General features: G+C 67.7%; 14 protein-coding genes. 9 read left to right on the top strand and 5 right to left on the bottom strand.

Annotated features, from left to right (window positions below):
* Positions 1–43: 43 nt before the first annotated feature.
* Positions 44–1,465, bottom strand: a complete 1,422-nt coding sequence (locus X946_RS09420; protein WP_038746141.1) for a pyridoxal phosphate-dependent decarboxylase family protein — start codon at positions 1,463–1,465, stop codon at positions 44–46.
* Between the two features lie 183 nt (positions 1,466–1,648).
* Here X946_RS09420 and X946_RS09415 point away from each other — a divergent pair, with 183 nt between their 5' ends.
* A complete protein-coding gene (locus X946_RS09415; protein WP_038746138.1) occupies positions 1,649–2,554 on the top strand; it encodes a membrane protein in 906 nt (301 codons plus the stop codon).
* A gap of 112 nt (positions 2,555–2,666) precedes the next feature.
* Here the strand turns inward: X946_RS09415 and X946_RS09410 are convergent, their stop codons facing one another.
* On the bottom strand, positions 2,667–4,238 hold the full coding sequence (locus tag X946_RS09410; RefSeq protein ID WP_038746323.1) for a xylulokinase: 1,572 nt from the start codon (positions 4,236–4,238) through the stop codon (positions 2,667–2,669).
* Between the two features lie 246 nt (positions 4,239–4,484).
* Between X946_RS09410 and X946_RS33525 the strand changes: the two genes are divergently transcribed.
* Complete coding sequence (locus X946_RS33525; RefSeq protein WP_152611666.1) at positions 4,485–4,793, top strand: hypothetical protein; 309 nt, start codon at positions 4,485–4,487, stop codon at positions 4,791–4,793.
* A gap of 245 nt (positions 4,794–5,038) precedes the next feature.
* On the opposite strand, the gene X946_RS09395 is transcribed toward X946_RS33525, so the two are convergent.
* Positions 5,039–6,724, bottom strand: a complete 1,686-nt coding sequence (locus tag X946_RS09395; protein WP_038746130.1) for a M4 family metallopeptidase — start codon at positions 6,722–6,724, stop codon at positions 5,039–5,041.
* 412 nt (positions 6,725–7,136) lie between these two features.
* Here X946_RS09395 and X946_RS09390 point away from each other — a divergent pair, with 412 nt between their 5' ends.
* Complete coding sequence (locus tag X946_RS09390; RefSeq protein WP_152611665.1) at positions 7,137–7,865, top strand: hypothetical protein; 729 nt, start codon at positions 7,137–7,139, stop codon at positions 7,863–7,865.
* A gap of 58 nt (positions 7,866–7,923) precedes the next feature.
* Here the strand turns inward: X946_RS09390 and X946_RS09385 are convergent, their stop codons facing one another.
* Both X946_RS09385 and X946_RS09380 read right to left on the bottom strand, forming a co-directional pair.
* Positions 7,924–8,604, bottom strand: coding sequence for a TetR/AcrR family transcriptional regulator (locus tag X946_RS09385; RefSeq protein WP_038746127.1), 681 nt, complete (start codon positions 8,602–8,604; stop codon positions 7,924–7,926).
* Positions 8,605–8,755: 151 nt separating this feature from the next.
* The gene (locus X946_RS09380; RefSeq protein ID WP_038746126.1) at positions 8,756–9,928 is read right to left on the bottom strand and encodes an acyl-CoA dehydrogenase family protein; all 1,173 of its coding nucleotides are present in this window, start codon (positions 9,926–9,928) and stop codon (positions 8,756–8,758) included.
* A gap of 142 nt (positions 9,929–10,070) precedes the next feature.
* Here X946_RS09380 and X946_RS09375 point away from each other — a divergent pair, with 142 nt between their 5' ends.
* From X946_RS09375 to X946_RS09350, 6 genes are read left to right on the top strand one after another with little or no spacing between them, the layout of a single operon-like run.
* Positions 10,071–10,904, top strand: coding sequence for an SDR family oxidoreductase (locus tag X946_RS09375; RefSeq protein WP_038746124.1), 834 nt, complete (start codon positions 10,071–10,073; stop codon positions 10,902–10,904).
* Positions 10,905–10,921: 17 nt separating this feature from the next.
* Entirely contained in the window at positions 10,922–11,782 is an 861-nt protein-coding gene (locus X946_RS09370; protein ID WP_038746122.1) for an SDR family oxidoreductase, read from the top strand.
* A gap of 1 nt (position 11,783) precedes the next feature.
* Positions 11,784–13,400 carry an acyl-CoA carboxylase subunit beta gene (locus tag X946_RS09365; RefSeq protein WP_038746120.1) on the top strand — a complete coding sequence of 539 codons (1,617 nt, stop codon included), beginning with the start codon at positions 11,784–11,786 and terminating at the stop codon, positions 13,398–13,400.
* Between the two features lie 12 nt (positions 13,401–13,412).
* On the top strand, positions 13,413–14,564 hold the full coding sequence (locus X946_RS09360; protein ID WP_038746118.1) for an acyl-CoA dehydrogenase family protein: 1,152 nt from the start codon (positions 13,413–13,415) through the stop codon (positions 14,562–14,564).
* A gap of 6 nt (positions 14,565–14,570) precedes the next feature.
* Positions 14,571–15,413, top strand: a complete 843-nt coding sequence (locus X946_RS09355; protein WP_038746116.1) for an enoyl-CoA hydratase/isomerase family protein — start codon at positions 14,571–14,573, stop codon at positions 15,411–15,413.
* The gene (locus X946_RS09350; protein ID WP_038746114.1) at positions 15,410–17,434 is read left to right on the top strand and encodes an acetyl/propionyl/methylcrotonyl-CoA carboxylase subunit alpha; all 2,025 of its coding nucleotides are present in this window, start codon (positions 15,410–15,412) and stop codon (positions 17,432–17,434) included. The genes X946_RS09355 and X946_RS09350 overlap by 4 nt, the downstream gene beginning before the upstream one ends.

Raw genomic sequence — 17,434 nt, 5'->3', positions numbered from 1 at the left:
ACCATCGCGCTCGATCGGCGCGCACGGCTCCATGCATCGCGGCCTAAAGCGGACAGTCGGTAAACAGATCGAGCACCTGCGTGAAGAACGCTCTCGCCTGCGCATCGTCGCGCAAGTCGAGCCCGGCCGAATCGCCGCCATAGACGCCGCTCGACTGCGGGCGCGCATCCGCGTGGCGTCGCGCATAGTCGACCGCCTCGCCGAGATCCCGCCTGAATCGCTCGACGACGCCCGGCTGCGTCTGCGGCCCCGTCACGCACATGTGCAGCGCGTCCGGACGCTGAAGCCCGTTGAAGCGCCAGCCGTGCCGACGCATGCAGTCGTTCACGTGATAGATGTCGAACGCGTCCGACGCGAACGCGAAACAGAACGTCGGCCTGCCGAGCACGCGCAGTTCCGGAATCGCGCGCACGGCGGCCTGCATGTCGAACGCCGTATCGAATATCGCCTTCGCGCGCGCCAGGTATCCTTCGCGCCCGAGGCCGCGCAGCGCCGCCCACGTCGCGGCGATCAGGCCGCCCGAACGGCTGCCGGCCAAACCGGGCGACCCGTATACGCCGCCCGCCCAGTCGGTCATCAAAAAGTACTGGTGCCGGCGAAAGCTCGCGTCGCGCCACGCGAGCACCGAGCCGCCTTTCGGTCCGTAGCCGTATTTGTGCGTATCGGCCGAGATCGACGTGACGCCGGGCAAGCGGAAATCGAAAACCGGAATGTCGGGATAGCCGAGCATTTCCCCCCACGGCAGAATCCAGCCGCCGAGACAAGCGTCGACATGCAGCCACACGTGCTTGTCGATCGCGACGTCGGACAGCGCCTCGATCGGATCGATCGTCCCGTACGGATAATTGCATGCCGAGCCGACGATCATCACGGTATCGGCGTCGATCGCATCGCGCACGAAATCGACGTCGACCTGCATCGTTTGCGGATCGACCGGCGCGACGATCACGTCGATGCCGAACAGATGCGCGGCCTTGCGAAACGCGGGATGCGCCGACGCGGGCCAGATCATCCGCGGCCGCACGATTGCGCGTTCGGCGCGCGCTTTGTCGCGATACGCGAGCGTCGCGTTCAGGATGCTCTCCGTGCCGCCGAGGCTCAGCGCGCCGCATGCGCGATGCGCGCCGTCATGCCCGGTCACGGCCTCGCCGTGCAGCAGTGCGACCGTCATCGCGACTATCTCGCTTTCCATCCGGTTCATGCTCGGGCACAGGTCGCGCTGCAACGCGTTGACGTGACTGAAGAGCCCGTACGCTTCGTTGAGGAACGCATAATGTTCGTGATCGCCGCAGTACATCGTGCCCGAGCAGCGGCCGTGTTCCCATTTGAAGTCTTCGCGCGCGGCCATCGATCGCAGCTCTTCGAGCAAGCGCTCGCGCGGCATGCCGCGCTCGGGAAAGCCGTGCATCGCGCCGAATTCGGCCGCATACGGATAAAGCCGCTTGACGCCTTCTTCGAGATCCATCACGCCCTCCTGATCGGGACCGGCATCGGCTTTCGGACGTGCGTCGATGCCGACGGCACTGCCGATGATTCCACCTCGCCGTTCACATTAAGGCTGCCTAATTAACACATTAAAAATTCCCTGTACGTTCCTTTCGTTCACGCTATGCTTAGCATGACATCCTAATAAAAATCGGAACACGTCATGAAGAGATACGCATTGGCTTTCTTGTTGATGCTGTGCTCATCGATGTCGGCAATGGCGGGGGCGATCATTCCATCGGGCGGCACATTGGTCGCGGGGCAATACGCGATGTCGAACAACGGCAATTTCGCATTCGGCATCGACGCCGCGAGCGGCAAGCTGTATTTCCACTATAAATTCCCGACGCAGGCATGGGGCGCGAGCTCGATGTCGCAATTCTTCGGAACGAAGCCCGAGGGCGCGCTCTACGTGGGCAAAGGCGATCGGCTCGTCATGCAGACCGACGGCCGGCTCGCATTCTATTCGGGGAACGACGTCGTCTGGAGCAACTGGTATTACGGCCCCGCGCCCATTCCGGGCTCGTACGCGGTCGTCGAGGATTTCGGCGTCGTCGCGATCTATCCGCCGCAGGGCGGATATCCTTCGTTCACCTGGCCGTTCGCATCGATCACGCCGAATAGCGGCGCGCTCACGACGGTCGTCGGCTATCCGTTCGGGCTGAACTTCCCGGTGCTCAACGGACGCCAATCGCTGCAGATCTTCAACAACGTCACCTATTACCTGTGGAACAAGAGCTTCGCGTCGGACAGCGTCGCGATGCAGCCCGACGGCAATCTCGTCGTCTACAACAAGGGGCAGCCCGTGTGGTCGACTGCGACATCGGGCAATCCGGGCGCCTACATGCTGGTGACGCCCGTCGGCTTCGTGCTCGGCAAGCAGTACGGCGGCATTCTCGCGAACGTCCCCTATCCGGTGTCCGTCGATCAGTCGAGCCGCGCGAGCGGGCCGAACGATCCGAAGCCGTCGCCGGCCACGCCGCCCGCTCCTTCGCTCAACCTGCCGATCAACTCGAGCTGGAAGTGCTTTTACGTCAAGGACTGGCTCTCGTGTTACGCGCCGGGCTGAGCGGCTCCCGGTTTGCGCGTCGGCTCGCGCGCGGCCGCCGACGCGCGCGCACGCACCGGGTATGAACCGAGGCTGACGACGCAGCGCGCCGGCGAGCGATTCGTTCGTGTGCCTAAACACGCTGCATCGCGCGAAAAACGGGCCGATTACGCTTGAACGCGTCGACGAATCGCGCGGACATTTCGGCATAGACGTCCGCGTTCGCGCGGTTCGGCTCGTGGACACCGCGAATCCGCACGCGTGCGCCGAAATCGTCGAGATCGAGCAAGCCGAGCCGCTGGAACGCAAGCAGCGCAACCCCGACGCACGTCGTGTATTGCGGCTGCTCGACGCGATGCACGGGCGCGTTCAGCACGTCCGCGACGATCTGCGACCATGCGTCGGATTCCGCGCCGCCGCCGTAGAGCACGAAGTGCGAGAAGCGCCGCTTCGCGAATGCTTCGACAGGGCCGCGCAGCCAGCGCAGATTCATCGCGACGCCTTCGAGCACCGCGCGCGCGAGGTGGCTGCGCGTCGCGTCGAGCCCGAGATTGACGAAGCCGCCGCGCATCGATGCGTCCGCGCACGGCGCGAGCGATCCCGCGAGCCACGGCAGGAACAGCACGCCGCCGCTGCCTGGCGGCGTCGCGTCGATCGCCGTTTGCAGGCGCGCGAAGCAATCGTCGCGCGGCAGCGCGCCGAACGGATCGTCCGCATAGACCTGCTGCTCGATGAAGTGCTTGAGCGCCGCGCCGCCGACGCCGTTTTCCGCCATCACGAAATACGTGTCCGGCACCGGGCTCGGCATGCTGAGAATCGCGTGCCGGATATCCGTTCGCTTGAACCGCACGTGCGCGATCATCACGCTCGAGCTGCCGATCGACAGCGCCGCGTGCTTGCCCGCGAACGCGCACGCGCCCATGCCGCCCGCCTGCGTGTCGTTCAGGCCCGCAACCACCGGCGTATCGCGCGGCAAGCCGAGTTCGTCGGCGACGTCGGGCAACACGCGGCCGACGATCGCGTCGATCGGCAGCAGCTCGGGCAGCTTGTCGGCATCGATGCACGAGTAACGTACGAGCCGCGAATCGTAGCGCGTCGCGTTCAGGCGGCGGTTGTCGATCGCAAGCGACATGAACGCCGTGCATTGATTCGCGCACGCGCGCCCCGTGAAGCGCAGATTCAAATAGTCCATCGGTTCGAGAAACGTCGCGGTGCGCGCGTAGACGTCGGGCTTCGCATACTTCAGATAGCGCATGTGCGTGAGCGAGATCCCGCCTTCGACGGGCGGCAATCCATGCACGCGCAGCCATTGCCACTGCCGCAGCAGCGAATCGGCCCGCTTCGGGTAATGTGCGACGTCGCGCATCGCGCGCGGCGCGCCGCGCCGGTCGAGCCAGAGAATCATGTTCGCGACGGGCGCGCCGTCCGCGCCGACGGGCACGATCGAAGAATACTGGCTGCTGCATGCGATCGCGCGCACGTCGCGCGACGCGACGCCCGATGCGTGCAGCGCGACGACGCACGCATGCTTGACCGCGCGCCAGATGTCGAGCGGGTCCTGCTCGACGCCGCCGCCCGGCACGGACAGCGTCGCGACCGCCTCGCGCGCCGCCGCGACGACCCGCCCGTCGAGCGAGACGACGGCGGCCTTCGGGCCGCTCGTTCCGAGATCGATCGCCAGCACGCAGGGGCCAGGCTCCGTCATCGCGCCTCCTTTCATCGGGACGTTGCGGTACACGTCTGAAGCATAGTCGACGGATCGCGTCACGGAAGGATTCGGCGATATCGCGCGTCGCCGCCGCGTGCAGCCGGTTCGAGCATTTTCACATCGGCGAACCGCAGGCGAACGACGCGAGCGACATCGCGGCGCTCGATGCACGCCGGGCCCGCACATGACGCAATGTTCGACGTGCCCCGCTCAATCGCGATGGGTAGGTGAACGAACCGGTTGATGTCGATGCCGAGCGGATCGATTTGGCGAACGCGCAACAGGAAAGCAGCGATCCGCAATGCATCCGCGATCGACTTTCTCGGTCGTTTCTCGCCTGCGGCCATCACGCAAGGCGTGATGGCAACGTCCGCCTGCAGTGAAGTGATTCCGTCAATTCGTATCGCCGCGCCGGTTGCGCCGGATGCGCCGGATGCTCTGCCGCATCATGCATTCATCGACGGCGTCGTGACGGCCCCTTGCGCGTGGCGCGCGAGCGGTGCGATGAAATGCTTGACCTTCGGCGTTTCGTCGCTGGAGGGCACGGCGTGAAACGATGGGCTTGAATGGTCCAACGTCCGCATCGATGACCGACATGCGCGCTGGTTTCGCTTCGTTCGCGTCTTCGCTTCGTGCGCCTCGTTCGCTTCTCCGCACGACGACATAGCGTCGCCATGGAAAACGGATGCGCCGCCGTGAAGCGGCTTGATCCAATCATGCGCATCGAGAATCGCCGGGAAGCCCGCAGGAACGGGCTTCCCGGCCGGCGGGCACGCCGCCGCCGATACGCCGCGTCGTCAGTTCACGCCGGACGCGCTCCACGCGCGCGCAACCGTTGCGCTCTCAGCCGAATTCGCGCCGTACAGGTCGTTCGCCGCCTGGATCGACGCGCGCCGCGCGCTCGAGTAGCTGGAGTTGGAGGTCAAGTACACAGTCAACGTCCGATACCAGATCTTGCCCGCCTTGTCGCGGCCGAGGCCGCTGAAGCTGGTGTCGCCGTTGCAGACCAGTTGGCTCTTCGACAGCCCGGTGTCGGTCGCCGGCACCACCGGGCCTTCCGCGAGCAGATAGAAGAAGCGGTTGCCGACGCCCGACGAGTAATGCGGATTCGTCCACGTGAAGCCACTGGACGGATAGCAGCTGTACGACCGGCCGTCGAGATCCTGCTTGTACATCTTGCGCAGGCCGCCGCTCGTGATGCGCGCGCCGATCACGTAGTTGCCCGGATCGTTCGGGTTGTTCGCGTAGTACTTGACGAGCGTGCCGAAGATATCGGAAGTCGACTCGTTGAGGCCGCCCGCATCGCCCGAATAGTTCAGGTTCGCGGTGGCTTCGGTCACGCCGTGGCTCATCTCGTGCCCGGCCACGTCGACCGATACGACGGGCTTCGGCAGGCGGCTGCCCGGCTCGCCGTCGCCGTACACCATCACGCGCGACGACAGCCATGCCGCGTTCGCGCCGGTCGTGCCGCTGCCGGTGTCGAACACCACGTGCGCGTAGCTCCTCACGCCGCGACCATCGTTGAAGATGCCGTTGCGGTTGTGCGTGGTCTTGTAGTAATCCCAGGTCAGCGCGAGACCGTAGTCGATGTCGGCCGCGACAGTCTGCCGGTTGCTCGTCGTGTTGTCGCCCCACACGTTCGTGCTGCTCGTGAAGATCGGCAGATCGGTCGCCAGCTCGACTTCGTCCGAGGTCAGGCCGCGGCCGTCGTACACCGAGCCGCTGCCGCGCGTCGGATCGAGCATCCGGTACGCGTTCGTGCCGGTCTGGTCGGTCGTCAGCGACAGGTTTCCGTAGTACAGCGAACGGCCGGTGCCGGTTGCGGCGGCGGTCTTGATCAGATCCTGCGCGTCGAGCACGTTGCCCGTGCGCGCGTCGACGTAGTAGAGCACGGCCTCGCCGTGCGCGTCGGTCGCCTTGCCGTACACGCGCACCGCGTGGGCGAGCGTCGGCGCGGCGTCGCGCGCGAACACGACGAGATCCGGGCCGTCGACACGGCGCACGTCCGCGCCGAAGTGCTTGGCCGCGGCGCGCCGGGCCGCGGCCGCACCCACATCGGGCGCGTTGCGCACCACGAAGCGCTCGCCGACCTTGCCGATCTTGCCGGCAAGATCGATCGGCACGGGCTGGGTCAGGCTCGCCTGCTTCAGTTGCCCTTGATTCGAGTGCACGACGACGTCGCCGCCGATCACGGGCAGCCCCGCATAGAAGCGGTCGAAACGCACGTGCTCGGTGCCGTCCGGGTCGACGATCACGTCGCGCACCTGGAACTGGTCGCCCTCCGCCGGCGCGCCCGGCTGCGCGGCCGCGAACTTCAGCGTGCGCGCGGCGCTGCCGGCGGCCAGGTTGAAGGCGGCCGGGTTCTGCTGGATCAATTGCAGCGCCCGGTCGACCGCGGCCGGCTGGTCGCCGGCTTGCGCAAACGCGCTGAGACTGGCGAGCGAAATCGCAGTGACGGACAGCAGGAAGGAAAGTTTCTTCATGTAATCCTCCAGATAATGAATGCGTGGTTATTGGAAACATATTAACTGCAAGCACTAAACAAGAGAGGTACGGTGAACTGCAAAGCCATGCTAGGAGGTCAAATCTATCTTTACAAGAAATTTACCAATAAATTAATTTATCGTTATGGTCGCGTTAATCGAGTTAGGCTTTGGTTAGTGAATTGAAATGGTTCTGTGCGGCGTGCCTCAGGCATGCCGGTGACGGCGAGCGGGCGGGGCGCGCCGGATGGGCAGCGAACGAGCCGACGGCGAAGCCGCGCCGCACGCGATGCAGCCCAAGCAGAATTTACGGTGCGCTTGCAGAACGATGGCGACGGCCATGCTCTGCTTAATCGAATATTCATTTAAATTGTTGAATTCACCTTATGAATATTCAATTGATCAATGACGCGTGGTTGTCAATGCAGGCGGCCTGCGTTTTCTTCAAATGAAAAAAGAGGGCGGTTCGGCGAACAGGCCGGCGAACGAATCGCGGCCTTTGCGGGAGGACGACACGGCGGCGCGGCGCGGCATCCGGCGACGCGTAAGAAAGGCGGTTCGCCGCGCGACGCGATGGTCGCCGGCGCCGATCAGGAAGAGCCGCTGCCGCCGCAATGGCCGGCGCACCGCGCGCAGATCGCGCGCCGCCCTGCAGCAGGCGGGTTGGCAAACGCCGCACGCATCGCCTGCGGGCGCGGCGTTGCGTCCGTTGCTGCCGTTGCTGCCGCAAGTGCGTGCCGATCAGCTAGCGGCCCTGCCGAAATTCTCCGAAGGGGAAAGCGCGCGGCTCGCGTTCGCGCATGCCGACCCGCGGCACGCGGGGAGCCGGCTCGTGCTGCGCTTGCGGCACTCGCATCACGCGGTGAGCGGCGTCTCGCGACGCCGGCGATCCCGCGATCCCGCGGACATCATCGCGGCGCTGTCGGCCGCCGGGCGCATCGAGACACGCTCGGCGCGCGACGGCAACTGCGGCCATGGCGGCGACGTACGGCACGCAGTACTGATCGTTCCAGCAACGCTTGCCACGCCGCTCGACGCCGCATCGGGCGGCATGACAAGCGTCGCGGTTTCCGCCGCGACTGCTTCGTCCGCTGCCTCCGGCACACCCGGCGCTTCCGGCGCAACGCATCGCCGCACATGAACCGCGCGCCGCTCCGCGCCGGATCGTTCCGGATGACGAATGAATCGGCTCGACCACGTCAGCCCGTTTTCCTGACGGATTTCTTCTTCGCCGCGCGCGCGGGCTCGGGGGCGAACGTGCAGCCGGGCTGCGTGCGCAACAGGAACTGCACCGCATGATCGGCGAGCGCATCGAGGCCGAGCGGCCCGTTCGGCTTGTACCATTGCGCGACCCAGTTCAGCGCGCCGAACATCAGCAGCCGGTCGATCGGCGTCGGCGCGGGCCACTCGCCCGCCGCCTGCAGCCGCTCGATCACGCCGTCCCACACCGCCTCGTAGCGGTCCTTCAGCTTCAGCACCTTCGCCTGCATCGCTTCGTCGAGCGACTTCCATTCGTACAGCAGCACCGGAATGAAGTCGTGATCGGGCGACACCAGCGTTTTCAAGTGCGTGTGCACGAGCGCGCGGAACGCGTCGCGTGCGGGCAGGTTCTCGACGTCGAGCGCCTCGATCCGCGCGAGCGCGTTCGACATGCCCTGCTCCATCACCGCGACGAGAATGTCCTGCTTCGTCTTGAAATAGTAGAACCAGCTTCCCGCCTGCACGCCCGCCGCAGCGGCGATGTCGCGGACCGTCGTTCGTTCGTATCCCTGCGTGCGGAACAGCTTCGCGGACTTGAGGATCAGCTCGTCGCGCAGCGTCGCGCTCTCGCCCTTCACGGGACGCCCGCGCTTGCGCGTGGCCTGAGGTATGGCGCTCATAGAATCACAATGCGATGTTTCGAACCGGCGCTCGCCGCCGCGCAACCGCGCTGCTGCGGCGAAGCCCGTCATTCGAGCGATTATCGGCGAGTTTTAAACGCTTGGAAAGCCGATCCGCCCGCGCGCGCCGCCCGATCCCGAGCGCCGCGCGCTAATACTCGAGCTGGCGCGCCGCCAGATCCTTCATGATTTCCTCCGCGCCGCCGCCGATCATGTTGACCTTCACTTCGCGATAGATGCGCTCGGGCCGCGTGCCGCGCATGTAGCCCATGCCGCCGAGTATCTGCACGGCGGCGTCCGCGCAGAACTGCATCGTCTGCGTCGCGAAATTCTTCAGCATGCAGATCGTCGCGACGAGCGTCGGCGCGCCCCTGTCGAGATGATCGATCTGCCACGCGCATTGCTCGAGCCATGCGCGCGTCGCGTCGATGCGCATCGCCATGTCGACGAGCTTGTGCCGGATCACCTGATGATCCGCGACGCGCCGGCCGAACGTGCGCCGCTGCCGCGCCCAGTCGAGCGCGTCCTCGTAGCAGACTTGCGCGAAGCCGAGCGCCGACGCGGCGAGGCTGAAGCGCTCGAGGTTGAAATTCTGCATCACGAGCGCAAAGCCGCCGCCTTCCGGGCCGATCAGGTTCGCGGCCGGCACGGGGCAATCGTCGAAGCGCAGATGCGCGGTGTCCGACGCCCACCAGCCCATTTTCTTCAACGGCGTCTTCGACAAGCCCGGCGCGTCGCCTTCGACGAGCAGCAGCGACAGCCCCTTCGCGCCCTGCGCGTGCGCATCGGTGCGCACGGCCACCGTGTAGTAGTCGGCCCGCATGCCCGAAGTGATGAACACCTTCTCGCCGTTCACGACGTAGCGGCTGCCGTCGCGCACCGCGCTCGTGCGCAGCGCGGCGACGTCCGAGCCGCCGCCCGGCTCCGTGATCGCGAGCGCCGAGATCTTGCGGCCCGCGAGAATGCCGGGCAGCACGCGCGCCTTCAGTTCGTCGCTGCCCGCGTGCGCGATCGGCGGCGCGCCGATCGTATGCGACATCAGCGAGCTGACGACGCCCCCCGCGCCGCAGCGCGCGAGCTCGATCGAGCAGATCAGCCGATGAAACATGTCGACGTCCTCGACGCCGCCGTAGGCGTCGGGAAAGCCGATGCCGAGAAGCCCGACGCGCGCCGCCTTCTCGTACAGCTCGCGCGGAAACTCGCCCGCCTCGTCCCAATCGTTCACGTACGGCGAGATCTCGTTCGCGACGAATCGGCGCAACGTGTCCTGCAATTGGACGTGCTCCGGCCGGTAATAGGCCGGGTTCGGGATCGCGCGATGCATCGATGCCTCCTTTCGGTGCGCCGGGAGTCGGCCGCTTTCGTGCTGATTCTAGGAACGCGGCAAAAATAAATCAACCGATTGATTTATTAGATTCACGGCGCTACGATGCGCACATCGCACACGACGACATCCGGGGCGCCCGATGAGCACGCTGCAAGGGAAGACCGTCTTCATCACCGGCGCTTCGCGCGGCATCGGGCTTGCGATCGGCAAGAAGGCCGCGAGCCTCGGCGCGAACGTCGTCGTCGCCGCGAAAACCGCCGACGTGAATCCGAAGCTGCCCGGCACGATTTACAGCGCGGCCGCCGAGATCGAAGCGGCGGGCGGCGCATGCCTGCCGCTTCAAGTGGACATACGCGACGAAACGCAGATCGCCGCCGCGCTCGCGCGCGCGGCCGAGCGTTTCGGCGGCGTGGACGCGCTCGTCAACAACGCGAGCGCGATCAGCCTGACCGACACGCCAAACACGCCGATGAAACGCTTCGACCTGATGTTCGACGTCAACGTCCGCGGCACGTTCGCGTGCACGCAGGCGGCGCTGCCGTATCTGAGGGAATCCGCGAAGCGCGGCGGCAACCCGCACGTGCTGACGCTGTCGCCGCCGCCGAATCTCGATCCGAAATGGTTCGCGCCGCACGTCGCGTACACGATCGCGAAATACGGCATGAGCCTGTGCGTGCTCGGGCACGCGGAGGAATTCCGTCCGCACGGCATCGCGGTCAACGCACTGTGGCCGCGCACGGTGATCCGCACGGCGGCGCTGCAAATGATTCCCGGCATTGCGCCCGAGGTCTGCCGCACGCCGGAGATCGTCGCCGACGCCGCCGCGCACGTGCTGTCGCTCGACGCGCGCACGCACACGGGCCGCTTCTTCATCGACGAGCAGGTGCTCGCCGGCGCGGGTGTCGCCGATCTCTCGCGCTACGCGGTCGTGCCCGGCACCACGTCGTTTCCGAACGATCTGTTTCTCGACTGACGGACGAAAAACCTCACATGGCATATCGCTCACAACTTCGCGCGGGCAGCTTCGACGGCAAGGTCGCGCTCGTCACGGGCGGCGGCAGCGGCATCGGCCGCTGCTGCGCGCACGAGCTCGCGTCGCTCGGCGCGCTCGTCGTGCTGCTCGGCCGCAACGCGGACAAGCTCGCGAACGTGTCGGCCGAAATCCACGAAGACGGCGGCCGTGCGGACGCGATCGCATGCGACATTCGCGACGAGGACGGCGTGCGGCACGCGATCGCGCAGATCCTCGAGCGGCACGGCCGCGTCGATCTGCTGGTCAACAACGCGGGCGGCCAGTTCCCCGCGCCGCTCGATCAGATCAGCGCGAAAGGCTGGCAGGCCGTGCTCAACACGAACCTGCTCGGCGGCTTTCTCGTCGCGCGCGAGTGCTACGTGCAATCGATGAAGCCGCGCAAGACGGGCGCGATCGTCAACATCATCGCCGACATGTGGCACGGCATGACGGGCATGGGCCACAGCGGCGCCGCGCGCGCCGGCATGCTGAACTTCACCGAGACGGCCGCCGCCGAATGGGCGCCCGTGCGCGTGAACGCCGTCGCGCCCGGCTGGATCGCGTCGAGCGGAATGGACACGTATCCCGACGCGATCAAGCCGATGCTGCGCGGCCTGCCGAAGATGGTGCCGCTCGGGCGCATCGGCAACGAAGCCGAAGTGTCGGCGGCGATCGCGTTCCTGCTGTCGGACGCCGCGTCGTTCATCAGCGGCGCGTGCCTGCGCGTAGACGGCGGCGCGCCGAACGCGCGCCGCCATTTCGCGATGCAGCCCGTCGACGCGAACGCGCCGTTCGACGGCTTCCATCGCGCGATCGCGCCCGAACTCTTCAAGCGCTGACATGCCGATCTTCGATTCCCGTCTCGATACGACAAGCGCCGCGTTCCGCGACAACGCCGATCACATGCGCGCGCTGATCGCGCAATGGCACGCGCTCAACGCGCGCGCCGCGGACGAATCGGCGAAGGCCGGCCCGCGCTTCGACAAGCGCGGGCAACTGCTGCCGCGCGAGCGGCTCGCGCTCCTCGTCGACGCCGGCGCGCCGTTTCTCGAGCTCGCGGCGCTCGCCGGCTATCTCGTCGGCGAAAGCGATCCGGACAAATCGGTGCCGGGCGCGGGTCTCATCGGCGGCATCGGCTACGTGAGCGGCACGCGCTGCATGATCGTCGTCGCCGATTCGGGCATCGACGCGGGCGCGCTGCAGCCGAAGGGCCTCGAGAAATTCCAGCGGCTGCAGCGGATCGCGCTCGACCATCGGCTGCCGTTCGTGCATCTCGTCGAATCGGCCGGCGCGAACCTGCTGCAATACCGCGTCGAGGAATTCATCCACGGCGGCCGCCATTTCCATCAGCTCGCGAAGCTGTCCGCCGCCGGCATCCCGGTGCTCACGCTCGTGCACGGCTCGTCGACCGCGGGCGGCGCGTACATGCCGGGCCTGTCCGATTACGTCGTGATGGTGCGCGACCGCGCGAAGGCGTTCCTCGCCGGCCCGCCGCTGCTGAAGGCCGCGACGGGCGAGATCGCGACCGACGAGGAGCTCGGCGGCGCGACGATGCACGCGAGCGTGTCGGGCCTCGCCGAATACGTCGCGGACGACGACGCCGACGGCATCCGCATCCTGCGCGAGCTCGTCGACAAGCTCGGCTGGCGCGAGCGCGAGGCGGCGCTGCCCGTCGGCGAGGAACCCGCGCTCGATCCGCAAGGACTGCTAGGCATCCTGCCGCGCGACGGCAAGAAGCCCGTCGACATGCGCGAGGTGATCGCGCGGCTCGTCGACGCATCGGATCTTCTGGAATTCCAGCCGTCGTACGGGCCGGCCACCGTCTGCGCGCACGCGCGCATCCACGCAATGCCCGTCGGCATCGTGACGAACAACGGCCCGCTCGATCCGGCCGGCGCGACGAAGGCGACCCATTTCATTCAGGCGTGCTGCCAGAGCGGCGTGCCGCTCGTCTATCTGCAGAACACGACGGGCTTCATCGTCGGCAAGGAGTCCGAACGCGCGGGAATGATCAAGCATGGCGCGAAGATGATCCAGGCGGTGTCGAACGCCACCGTCCCGCAGATCACGATCCTGTGCGGCGCTTCGTTCGGCGCGGGCAATTACGGGATGTGCGGGCGCGGCTTCGATCCGGCCTTCGTGTTTTCGTGGCCGAACGCGCGCACCGCGGTGATGGGCGCGGAGCAGGCGGCGCTCACGATGGCGATCGTGATGGAAGGCGCGGCGCGCGCGAAAGGCGTCGAGCCGGACCGCGCGCGAATCGATGCGCTGCGCGAGAAGATCGTCGCGAACTTCGAGCGCCAGACCCACGCGTTCTACACGTCCGGACGCATGCTCGACGACGGCGTCATCGATCCGCGCGACACGCGCCGCGTAATCGCGATGACGCTCGCCGTCTGCCGCGACGGCCGCGGCAAGACCGTCCAACCGCTCACGTTCGGCGTCGCCCGCCCCTGATCTGGAGACATCATGCATTTCACCGAAGAACACGAAGCGATCTCGCGCACCGTCAAGCGCTTCATCGAGCAAGAGGTCAATCCGCATGTCGACGAATGGGAGGAAGCCGGCATCTTTCCCGCGCACGACGTGTTCGGCAAGCTCGGCGCGCTCGGCATGCTCGGCCTGAGCAAGCCCGCCGCGTTCGGCGGCGGCGGCCTCGACTACAGCTACGAGCTCGTGATGGCCGAGGCGCTCGGCGTGTGCAAGGCGGGCGGCGTGCCGCTCGCGATCGGCGTGCAGACGAACATGGCGACGCCCGCGCTCGCGCGCTTCGGCTCCGATGCGTTGCGCGGCGAGTTCCTCGCGCCCGCGATCGCGGGCGAGCACGTGTCGTGCATCGGCGTGTCGGAGCCGGGCGCGGGCTCGGACGTCGCGTCGATTCGCACGGCGGCGCGCCGCGACGGCGACGATTACGTGATCAGCGGCACGAAGCTCTGGATCACGAACGGCACGCAGGCCGACTGGATGTGCTGCCTCGCGAACACGTCGGACGGCCCGCCGCATCGGAACAAATCGCTGATCGTCGTGCCGCTGAAATCGAAAGGCGTGCACATCGAGAAGAAGATCCGCAAGATCGGCATGCATTCTTCGGACACCGCGCAGATCTTCTTCGACGACGTGCGCGTGCCGCGCCGCAACCTGATCGGCGAGGAAGGCCAAGGCTTCACTTATCAGATGCTGCAGTTCCAGGAAGAGCGGCTCTACGGCGCGGCCGCCGCGCTCGTCGTGCTCGATCGTTCGATCGACGAAACGATCGACTACACGCGTCAGCGCAAGATCTTCGGGCGGCCCGTGCTCGATCATCAGGTCGTGCATTACCGGCTCGCCGAGCTGAAGACCGAGGTGGAGGCGCTGCGCGCGCTCACATATCGCGCGACGGAGCTGTACGTGCAGGGCGGCGACGTGACGACGCTCGCGTCGATGGCGAAGCTGAAGGCGGGACGCCTCGCGCGCGAAGTCACCGACAGTTGCCTGCAGTTCTGGGGCGGCATGGGCTTCGCGTGGGAATCGAGCATCTCGCGCACTTATCGCGACACGCGCCTGTTTTCGATCGGCGGCGGCGCGGACGAGGTGATGCTCGGCATCATCTGCAAGAAGCTCGGCACGCTGCCGCGGGAGTGACGCGCGATGACCGAGACGACTTCCTCGACGCTCGCGCCGCTGCACGTCGCGCAAACGCACGGCGTCGTGTTCGCGACGCTGAATCGGCCGGGCAAGCGCAACGCGCTGACCGACGATCTCGTCGCGGCGCTCGACGCCGAGTGCGCGCGCGTCGCCGCCGATGACGGCGTGCGAGCGTTCGTGCTGCGCGGCGCGGGCGGCGTGTTCTGCGCGGGCGGCGACTTCGGCGGCTTTCACGCGATGATGCGCGAGCCGGCGCCCGCCGACGCGCCCGATCCGATCGCAACGTCGAACCGCCGGTTCGGCGCGCTTCTCGACAGGCTCGCGGCACTACCGATGCCGACGCTCGCCGTGATCGAAGGCGCGGCGATGGGCGGCGGCTGCGGGCTCGCGGCCGCGTGCGACCGCGTGCTGATGGCGAGCGACGCATATCTTTCGATGCCCGAAACGTCGCTCGGCCTGCCGCCCGCGCAGATCGCGCCGTTCATCGTCGCACGCGCGGGCGCCGTGCGCGGCCGCTGGTTGATGCTGACGAGCCGCCGCCTGTCGGCCGCCGACGCGTTGCACGCGGGCCTCGCCGACGAAATCGCGAACGCGGACGCCATCGATCCGTTGCTGCGCGGCGAGCTCGCGCGCGTGCTCGCATGCGAACCGGCCGCGCAGCGCGCGACGAAGCGAATCGTCGCCGACACACTGCATCGCGAGCGCGCCGCCGTCCTCGATGCGGCGGCGAACGCATTCGCCGCCGCGCTGCGCTCGGGCACGGTCGTCGAAGGCCTCGCCGCATTGACCGACAAGCGCGCGCCCCGCTGGGCGACCGATGCGCCGACGCTGCCGGTGACGCCATGAGCGAGCGCCGCTTCACCCGTCTGCTGATCGCGAACCGCGGCGAGATCGCGGTGCGCATCGCGCGCACCGCGCGCCGGCTCGGCATCGCGACGATCGCCGTCCACTCCGACGCGGACGCGCGCAGCCCGCACGTCGCCGCGTGCGACGCGGCGGTGTCGATCGGCGGCGCGACGCCCGCCGAATCGTATCTGTCGATCGACAAGCTGATCGACGCCGCATCGAAGAGCGGCGCGCAGGCGATTCATCCGGGCTACGGCTTCCTGTCGGAGAACGCGGCGTTCGCGCGGCGCGCCGTCGAGGCGGGCCTCGCGTTCGTCGGCCCGCGCGCCGACGCGATCGACGCGATGGGCGACAAGGCCCGCGCGCGCCGCCGGATGGCAGCGGCCGGCATTCCCGTCGTGCCCGGCTACGACGGCGACGATCAGAGCGACGCGCGCCTGCTTTCGGAGGCCGAACGAATCGGCTTTCCGGTAATGCTGAAGGCAGCGGCGGGCGGCGGCGGGCGCGGAATGCGCCGCGTCGATGCGCGCGACGCGCTGCCCGCCGCGCTGAAGCTTGCCGTATCCGAAGCGCGGAACGCGTTCGGCGACGGCCGCATGATCGTCGAGCGCGCCGTGATCGAGCCGCGCCACGTGGAAGTGCAGGTGTTCGCCGATACGCACGGCCACGTCGTCCATCTCGGCGAGCGTGACTGCTCGGTGCAGCGCCGCCACCAGAAGATCGTCGAGGAAGCGCCGTCGCCCGCGGTCAATGCCGCGCTGCGCGCGCGGCTCGGCGCGACGGCAGTCGCCGTCGCGCGCGAGATCGGCTACGTCGGCGCGGGCACCGTCGAATTCCTGCTCGACCGCGACGGCCGGTTCTACTTCATGGAGATGAACACGCGGCTGCAGGTCGAGCACCCGGTGACGGAGCTGATCACCGGGCAGGATCTCGTCGAATGGCAGTTGCGCGTCGCGCAAGGCGATGCGTTGCCGCTCGCGCAGCACGACGTGCGGCTCGACGGCCATGCGATCGAAGTGCGCCTCTGCGCGGAGGACCCCGCCGACGATTTCCTGCCGCGCACGGGCGAAGTGCTGACGTGGCGGCCGGGCCGTCACGCGCGCTGCGATCATGCGCTCGCCGACGGCGTCGCGATCAGCCCGCACTACGATTCGATGCTCGGCAAGCTGATCGCGCACGGCCGCTCGCGCGACGAGGCGATCGACCGCCTCGCGAACGCGCTCGACGACACGGTGCTGCTCGGCGTGCCGAGCAACCGCGCATTTCTCGCGCGCGTGCTGCGACATCCGGCGTTCGTCGACGGACGCGCCGTGTCCACCGCGTTCATCGCCGCGCATTTTCCCGACAACGACAGCCGCCGCTTCGCGCCGACGGAAGCGGCGTGGGCGATCGCCGCGTGGCTGTCGGCGGCCGCCGCCGATCGCGCGGAGACGCTGTCGCCCGCGTGGCGCGGCTGGCGCAACGGCGCGCCGCTGCCCGTGCCATATCGGCTGTCGTCGGCGCGCGCGAACGCGAACGTAAGCGCGAGCGCGGAGCACGCGGATGCGCGACGAGGCGTGGTGACGATCGATCGGCAACGCGCGGCCGTGCGCGCGCACGGCCGCGCGCCGGCCGCGCTCGACGGGGCACGCCCCGCGCCGCCGGGCGAGCCGTCGACGGTCGAGATCGACGGCCGCGCGCACGCATACTGCTTCGCGATCGCGCGCGAGCGCTTGTGGCTGCAACTCGACGGCATCGATTACGCGTTCGCGATCCTCAACCGCGCAGGCCGAGCGAGCGCCGGCGCCGCCGACAGCGACGGCGTGCTGCGCGCGCCGATGAACGGCCGCGTGATCGCGGTCGACATCGACGAAGGCGCGACGGTCTCGGCCGGACAAACGGTCATGGTGCTCGAGGCGATGAAGATGGAGCACGCGATCACCGCGCCGTTCGCGGGCAAGGTCGCGTCGCTCGGCGCGCGCGCGGGCGAGCAGGTCGCGCCCGGCCAGGTGCTCGCGCAACTCGAGCCGCAGGCCGGCTAA

The organism is Burkholderia sp. ABCPW 111 (assembly GCF_000773065.1).
Classification (GTDB): domain Bacteria; phylum Pseudomonadota; class Gammaproteobacteria; order Burkholderiales; family Burkholderiaceae; genus Burkholderia; species Burkholderia savannae.
Note: the sequence above shows the minus strand (reverse complement) of the source record. Positions and strands in the feature narration are given on the sequence as shown.